This is a genomic window from Lutimonas sp. (genome assembly GCF_051011215.1).
In the GTDB taxonomy this organism is placed as follows: domain Bacteria; phylum Bacteroidota; class Bacteroidia; order Flavobacteriales; family Flavobacteriaceae; genus Lutimonas.
Genome location: NZ_JBPCUJ010000119.1, coordinates 37,544 through 44,408 on the forward strand (window position 1 = coordinate 37,544; position 6,865 = coordinate 44,408).

The 6,865-nt window shown below is 37.8% G+C and carries 7 protein-coding genes and 1 tRNA gene; 6 read left to right on the forward strand and 2 right to left on the reverse strand.

Annotated features, from left to right (window positions below; all coding sequences use genetic code 11):
* The first annotated feature begins 158 nt into the window (after positions 1–158).
* Genes ACR2MV_RS11375 through ACR2MV_RS11385 form a run of 3 tightly spaced genes read left to right on the forward strand, consistent with a single transcriptional unit; the run spans position 159 to position 3,487 of the window.
* Positions 159–1,700 carry a BCCT family transporter gene (locus tag ACR2MV_RS11375; RefSeq protein ID WP_434022038.1) on the forward strand — a complete coding sequence of 514 codons (1,542 nt, stop codon included), beginning with the start codon at positions 159–161 and terminating at the stop codon, positions 1,698–1,700.
* A gap of 6 nt (positions 1,701–1,706) precedes the next feature.
* Positions 1,707–2,492: an SDR family oxidoreductase gene (locus ACR2MV_RS11380; RefSeq protein ID WP_434022039.1), complete on the forward strand. Its 786-nt coding sequence runs from the start codon at positions 1,707–1,709 to the stop codon at positions 2,490–2,492.
* An 11-nt stretch (positions 2,493–2,503) separates the two neighbouring features.
* Positions 2,504–3,487: an NADPH:quinone reductase gene (locus ACR2MV_RS11385; RefSeq protein ID WP_434022040.1), complete on the forward strand. Its 984-nt coding sequence runs from the start codon at positions 2,504–2,506 to the stop codon at positions 3,485–3,487.
* A 405-nt stretch (positions 3,488–3,892) separates the two neighbouring features.
* On the opposite strand, the gene ACR2MV_RS11390 is transcribed toward ACR2MV_RS11385, so the two are convergent.
* Positions 3,893–3,976: transfer RNA gene (locus tag ACR2MV_RS11390), tRNA-Leu, on the reverse strand.
* Positions 3,977–4,185: 209 nt separating this feature from the next.
* Here ACR2MV_RS11390 and ACR2MV_RS11395 point away from each other — a divergent pair.
* The 3 genes from ACR2MV_RS11395 (at position 4,186) to pth (ending at position 6,483) form a co-directional block, all read left to right on the forward strand.
* A complete protein-coding gene (locus ACR2MV_RS11395) occupies positions 4,186–5,127 on the forward strand; it encodes a ribose-phosphate pyrophosphokinase (RefSeq protein ID WP_434022041.1) in 942 nt (313 codons plus the stop codon).
* 18 nt (positions 5,128–5,145) lie between these two features.
* Complete coding sequence (locus ACR2MV_RS11400; protein ID WP_434022042.1) at positions 5,146–5,790, forward strand: 50S ribosomal protein L25/general stress protein Ctc; 645 nt, start codon at positions 5,146–5,148, stop codon at positions 5,788–5,790.
* Between the two features lie 126 nt (positions 5,791–5,916).
* Positions 5,917–6,483 carry an aminoacyl-tRNA hydrolase gene (gene pth / locus ACR2MV_RS11405; protein WP_434022043.1) on the forward strand — a complete coding sequence of 189 codons (567 nt, stop codon included), beginning with the start codon at positions 5,917–5,919 and terminating at the stop codon, positions 6,481–6,483.
* A 137-nt stretch (positions 6,484–6,620) separates the two neighbouring features.
* Here pth and ACR2MV_RS11410 read toward each other — a convergent pair.
* Positions 6,621–6,865: SIS domain-containing protein (locus tag ACR2MV_RS11410; RefSeq protein ID WP_434022044.1), on the reverse strand; the 245-nt coding region annotated here is incomplete at its 5' end.

A 6,865-nucleotide genomic window follows, 5' to 3' on the forward strand; every position in this document is an offset into this window, starting at 1 on the left:
ACATCATAATCGCTTTGCTTTGGCCCAAAAAGAAAGCGAGCCCCAAAATCACTTGTCTTACCTACCTTCTTCCGATTTACGTGTTTTGAATAAACAACCCCTTAAAATTGAACGATATATCCCGCAATGGGAATCGACTTGTCATTAAATTTGGCTAAATGGAACCGAAGCGCGATAAACAAATAAAAATAGATTGGTTAATGTTTATTACTACATTCGGTACTATCTTGCTTTTATGCATTCCAATACTTTCATTTAAAGATTACTCCGCCCATTACATTACCTCACTCTATGATAAGATTACGCAGACCTTTGGTGTGGTTTATTTGTGGTACGGATTCGGGGCCCTACTATTTTTAATTTGGCTTGCCACAAGCAAGTTTGGAAAAATTAGATTAGGCGATACTTTTGACAAGCCCGAATTCAATACTCGAAGTTGGGTTGGTATGTTGTTTTGTGCGGGAGTTGGAGCAGGTTTGCTTTATTGGGCTGTTTTAGAATGGGGCTATTATCTTAATTCCCCTCCTTACGGACTTGAATCCAAAGGGGTAGAGGCCACAGAATGGGCCAGCAGTTATGGACTTTTCCATTGGGGGCCCAGTGCATGGGCCATCTATTGCCTTCCGACCATCGCAATCGCGTATCCTTATTATGTAAGAAAAATTCCCTATTTGAGATTAAGCACTTCCCTACTACCTTTTTTACCAAAGGGAGTCAATAGTTCCAGAGGAAGATTCATTGATTTTCTTTTTATGATTAACCTCATTGGAGGAACAGGTACCTCACTTGGTTTGTCTTCACCAATGATAGCCGGTGGAATAGCAAAATTGCTCAACATATCACATAATTACACTCTAGAAGTAAGTGTTGTGCTTATATCAATTGCTATTTTTGGTACTAGTTCTTTTCTAGGCTTAAAAAAGGGATTCAAAAAACTATCAGATTTCAATGTCTTTTTAGCATTTGTGCTACTATTTTTCGTTTTAGCCGTTGGGCCGACAATTTTTATTCTTAAGGTTGGCACCAATAGTATTGGATTGGTACTTCAGAATTTTATCCGAATGAATCTCTGGACAGATCCAATCAGAAATTCCGGTTTTGTAGAAAACTGGACCATCTTCTATTGGGCCTGGTGGGTAGCCTATGCTCCGTTTGTAGGAATATTTGTCACAAGGATTTCCAGAGGTCGCTCAATCAAACAGATCATAATGGGGATGCTCATTTTTGGGAGTCTGGGTGCCTGGGGGTTCTTTATCGTATTTGGAAATTACGGGCTATATCTTGAGCTCAATGAGATACTTAATATCACAGGATTAATGGAACAAGGCAGCAGGGAAGCCGCCGATGCAATAAGTGTGATAATGACCTCTCTTCCTTTTGGAAAACTGACTCTGACCATTTTTGTCTTAATAGCACTGATTTTTTTAGCCACTACTTATGATTCAGCCTCCTACAGTCTTGCCTCAGTAAGTACCAAAAAATTGAAAGCCGGTCAGAACCCGGCGAGATGGAATCGCCTGTTTTGGGCACTTTCACTTGGCGTTTTGCCAATAACCTTGCTCTTTGTAGATGGTGGGCTGAAAGTAATTTTGTCTACAACCATCATCGTTTCACTTCCTCTATTATTCGTTGGAGTAATGATGGGGGTCTCATTGGTGAAAATGCTGAAAGAAGACCATAAGTCAAATAATAAAACCTAAAAACCTATGAAATTTTTTAAGGAACATATAAATGTAGTTATTATTGCAGGGGCTTCGGGAATAGGTCGCGAAATTGCAAGAGCTTTTGTCAAAGAAAATGCCAACGTCTTTGTATGTGATATTTCATCCAAACTAATCGAAGAATTCAAATCAGAACTACCTACGGTTTTTATCGAAAAAGCGGATGTCTCAAAATACGAGCAGGTCAATGCATTTTTCAAAAAAGTTTCAAAAAGAATTAACAAACTAGATGTTTTGATCAATGGGGCAGGTATTGCAGGACCAACAGCCTTACTTGACAATATCAAACCTAAAGAATGGGCTCATACCATTGATGTAAATATTAATGGCATGTTCTATTGTTGTAAAGAGGCCATTCCCTTGCTCAGAAAATCTAAATCAGGATCAATAATAAATTTAGCATCAAATGCGGCTTTTTTTGGCTTTCCATATCGCTCAGCCTATACCACAGCCAAATGGGCCACCATAGGCATGACCAAAACTCTTGCTATGGAATTGGGCAAAGACAAAATCAGGGTAAATGCAATCTGCCCAGGAAGCGTTAAAGGAGATCGAATAGATCGGGTAATCCGAGCAGATGCAGATGAACAAAAAAAAACTATAGAAGAAATTAAAGAATCCTATGTAAGACAGGTTTCCTTAAAAACCTTTGTTGGCGCTGATGATATCGCAAACATGTGTCTTTACCTGTCCTCTGATATGGGTCGCTATATTTCGGGTCAGGCACTCGGCTTAGACGGACATACAGAGGGACTATCAACAGAAATTTAAACAAAATATATATGAAAGCAGCTTGGTATAAATCATTTGGAACTCCAGCAGGAGTATTAGAAGTGGGAAACTGGAAAAATCCAGAACCAAAATCAGGAGAAGTAAAAATCAGAATATTTGCATCTGGAGTAAATCCTTCTGACACAAAAAAAAGAAACGGCGCCAATCCTTCTCTTTTGGATTCCGGACCTGTTATCCCTCATAGCGATGGAGCCGGTGTTATTGAAGCTGTCGGACCAGGAGTTTCGATTGATAGAATTGGAGAAAGAGTATGGGTCTGGAACGGACAATATGGAAGACAAGAAGGGACTGCCGCTGAATATATCTGTTTACCAAATGATCAAGCCGTGACTTTAACTGAAAATGTCAGTTATGAAATTGGTGCCATGATGGGTATCCCTGCTATGACGGCTCATCGTGCTGTTCTCTCAGATGGGGATGTAAACGGTAAAAATATATTAATTACTGGAGGTTCCGGAAGGGTTGGTTATTATGCAATTCAATGGGCAAAGCTTTTTGGTGCCAATGTGATCGCAACCGCCTCAAGTGATTCGAGTAAAGCTGAGTGTATCAAGGCGGGTGCCGACCATGTGGTAGACCATCCCTCATCAGAAGTTAATAAAGAAATTTTGGAGTTCACCAAAGGCGCAAAAGTTGATCGTGTTGTAGAGGGAGATTTTGCCGCTAATCTTCTGCCTGTACTCGATATCATAAAAACCAGTGGGGTAATAGCCAGTTATTCTTCAATGACCAACATGAACCCATCCATTCCCTTCGTAAGGATGATGTTCATGGATCTGACCATTCGACTTATTTTAGTTTATGAAATGCCAATGGCCGCTAAAATAGCGGCTATGAAAGACATCACGAAATATTTATCCTCAAATCAATTGAATCATCGATTGGCCAAATCTTTTACTTTGGATGATATTGCCAAGGCCCATCAACTTATTGAAAAGGGTGGAAATAAGGGATGTGTGGTTCTAACTATTTGATCCATGACAATGAGGGTTCACTGCCGGAAAATCAAACATCTGAATTACCCATAAAATCTCTCGTAATTAAACTTTCTTATCTTTAATTATACGGAGATTATCTCTCTTATCTCACCTAGTTTGATGACAAAATTAATGGGATTTTGAAGAACAAATCATAGTATTTTATCTGATAATATATATAAACGTTTTTCACTTAATAAGTCAAACAATTAAAATTCAATTCCAACACCGGATTAAAGGAATGTAGATTGAGCTGGGCACTTCTATTCTTTGGTTTAAATGTATTTGGATATTTATCACAGATTTACTCGACAGATTAAAATTCTAGGCATAAAAAAAGTGCTTAAAAAATTTTCTCTAAGCACTGATTTTACTAACGATCAGCCAATTTATAGGCTTTTGTACCTTGGGCCGGGATCGAACCGGCACGATATTGCTATCACTGGATTTTGAATCCAGCGCGTCTACCAATTCCGCCACCAAGGCATTTCCGGTAGTCCAATTAAAAAGAGCTGTTTTTCTTTAAATTGGGATGCAAATATAATCTTTTTGTTGAAAATTGCATTCTTTTTTCTAAGGTATTTAAACTGAAATTTAACGCAATATTTCAGCTTCAATATCTATCGAATAATCAAAATAATTAATTAATTTTGCACACGCAATAATAAATACAAAATCCTTAAAAACAATTCTTTATGATATCAGAATCACTGAGTCCAAAAATTTTTGCTTCTTCTCAAAGCCAGGAATTAGCTAAAAATATTGCAAAGGCTTATGGTATGGAACTTGGCAATGTTAGAAAAACAATGTACAGTGATGGTGAATTCCAGGTATGTTTTGAGGAATCTATCAGGGGAAGAAGAATTTTCTTAATTGGTTCCACCAATCCTCCAAATGATAATTTAATGGAGATGCTGTTAATGATCGATGCTGCTAAAAGAGCATCAGCAAGACATATTACAGCTGTGATGCCTTATTTTGGGTGGGCTCGTCAGGATAGAAAAGACCAGCCAAGGGTGCCGATCGCAGCTAAAATGGTGGCAAAAATTCTTCAGGCAGCTGGTGCTACCAGAATTATGACCATGGATTTACATGCCGATCAGATTCAAGGTTTCTTTGAAGTCCCGGTAGATCATTTATTTGCATCCACCATTTTATTGCCTCATGTTGAAGCCATGAATTTAGATAATATTACCATTGCTTCTCCGGATATGGGTGGATCAAAACGAGCTTATGCTTATTCTAAATACCTAAAGTGTGAAGTAGTTATTTGCTACAAGCAGCGAAAAAAAGCAAACGTGATAGATACAATGGAAGTTATTGGTAATGTTGATGGAAGAAATATCATCCTTGTTGATGACATGGTCGACACTGCCGGAACGCTCACAAAAGCTGCTGATATTATGATGGAACGCGGCGCAATAAGCGTCAGAGCACTTACAACGCATGCAATTCTTTCCGGTCCTGCTTATGAAAGAATAGAAAGCTCTGGTTTAGAGGAACTTATCGTTACAGATACTATACCACTAAAAAAGCAAAGTTCTAAGATAAAAGTTGTATCTTGCGCCCCTTTATTTGCAGACGTGATGAAGATGGTTCAGTCCAACACATCCATCAGCGGTAAATTTATAATGTAAACTAAATAAATATATAAAATGAAATCGATTTCAATCAAAGGATCTAAAAGAGAAAGCGTGGGTAAGGTATCTACCAAAGCCCTACGTAATGCTGGAAAGGTTCCTTGCGTATTATACGGAGGAGACCAGGCATTGCATTTTTCGGCAGAAGAGCTGTCGTTTAGCAAATTGGTATATACTCCAAACGTATATACTGCATCGATTGAGCTTGAAAGTGGTGAAAAGTTCAAAGCTATCTTACAAGACATTCAATTCCACCCTGTATCAGATAAAATTCTTCATATAGATTTTTATGAATTATCAGAGGATAAAGAAGTAACTATGGACATTCCATTGAGACTTACTGGAAATGCACCAGGTGTATTGTTAGGTGGAAACTTACGTAATCCATTTAGAACGTTAAAAGTTAGAGCAATTCCTGCAAAACTTCCTGATTTTATCAATGCTGATATTTCTGAATTAAATATTGGAGATAAATTAAGTGTTGCAGATCTTTCAACTGGAGATTATACAATTCTTCACCCTGACCATACGGTAGTAGCTCAGGTAAGAGTTTCTCGTTTAGCCGTAGCTGCTGATGAAGAAGAAGGAGAAGAAGGAGAAGAAGGAGCTGAAGGAGCTGAAGGAGAAGCAAGTGCTGAAGCTGCACCTGCTGCTGAATAAATATAACTTTATCAATCTTTAAAAAAAGCTTTCCGAATATCGGAAAGCTTTTTTTTATATTTACATATGAATTTCTTACAAAAGCTAGCCTTTGCTTTTAAATCAAATAATAAGATTGTACCGGACATGAAAAAATTCTTAATTGTAGGTCTTGGTAATATTGGAGAAAAATATCATCATACAAGACACAATATTGGTTTTAGCATATTGGATGCTCTTGCTGAAAAGGAGCAAATCACCTTTGAAACAAAAAAATTAGGTGACATCTCTCGATTTAAATATAAGGGCAGAACCTTCATTCTTTTAAAACCCAATACTTTTATGAACCTGAGCGGAAAAGCGCTTAAGTACTGGCAAAAAATTGAGAATATTCCATTGGAAAATGTATTGGTAGTAACCGATGATCTGAACCTTCCTTTTGGTACTTTACGGTTAAAAGCCAAAGGAAGTGCCGGTGGTCATAATGGTTTGACAAATATCAATGAGTTGTTACAGACTCAAAACTATGCCCGTCTTAGGTTTGGTATTGGAAGTGAATACGGTAAAGGTCGACAGGTAGATTATGTACTGGGCAAATGGAATGAAGAAGAACAGGAAATTCTTATAGAACGAATAGAAAAATCCACAAAAGCGATTTCTTCTTTTGCCATGGCTGGGATTGCCAACACCATGAATACTTTTAATGGGAAATAACCACTCTTTCAATTACTAACCTAAGGGTAGAACTGCAGTTATTGGTAAAGGGTGTTGAAACAAAAAAAGAGATAATTTTTACTCCTACAGTAAAAACCACCTCTTTTATATCTCGAAATAAGCACCTTATAGAAGGCTTATTCTACCGTCACGGACTTTGCTAAATTTCTTGGCTGATCTACGTTACAATTCCTCATCACCGCAATATGATAGGATAATAATTGTAAGGGTATGGTGGTCAACAAAGGTGAAAAAGCTTCCTCAGTTTCAGGTATTTCAATCACATGATCTGCGATGTCACGCACAGTAACATCTCCTTCCGTTACAATGGCAATAATTTTTGCCTTTCTTGACTTTATCTCCTGAATATTACTGACTACCT

Coding starts and splice junctions, on each gene's coding strand:
- pth (WP_434022043.1), top strand. CDS start 5,917: ATGAAAAAATTCTTAATTGTAGGTCTTGGTAATATTGGAGAAAAATAT.
- ACR2MV_RS11400 (WP_434022042.1), top strand. CDS start 5,146: ATGAAATCGATTTCAATCAAAGGATCTAAAAGAGAAAGCGTGGGTAAG.
- ACR2MV_RS11375 (WP_434022038.1), top strand. CDS start 159: ATGGAACCGAAGCGCGATAAACAAATAAAAATAGATTGGTTAATGTTT.
- ACR2MV_RS11385 (WP_434022040.1), top strand. CDS start 2,504: ATGAAAGCAGCTTGGTATAAATCATTTGGAACTCCAGCAGGAGTATTA.
- ACR2MV_RS11380 (WP_434022039.1), top strand. CDS start 1,707: ATGAAATTTTTTAAGGAACATATAAATGTAGTTATTATTGCAGGGGCT.
- ACR2MV_RS11395 (WP_434022041.1), top strand. CDS start 4,186: ATGATATCAGAATCACTGAGTCCAAAAATTTTTGCTTCTTCTCAAAGC.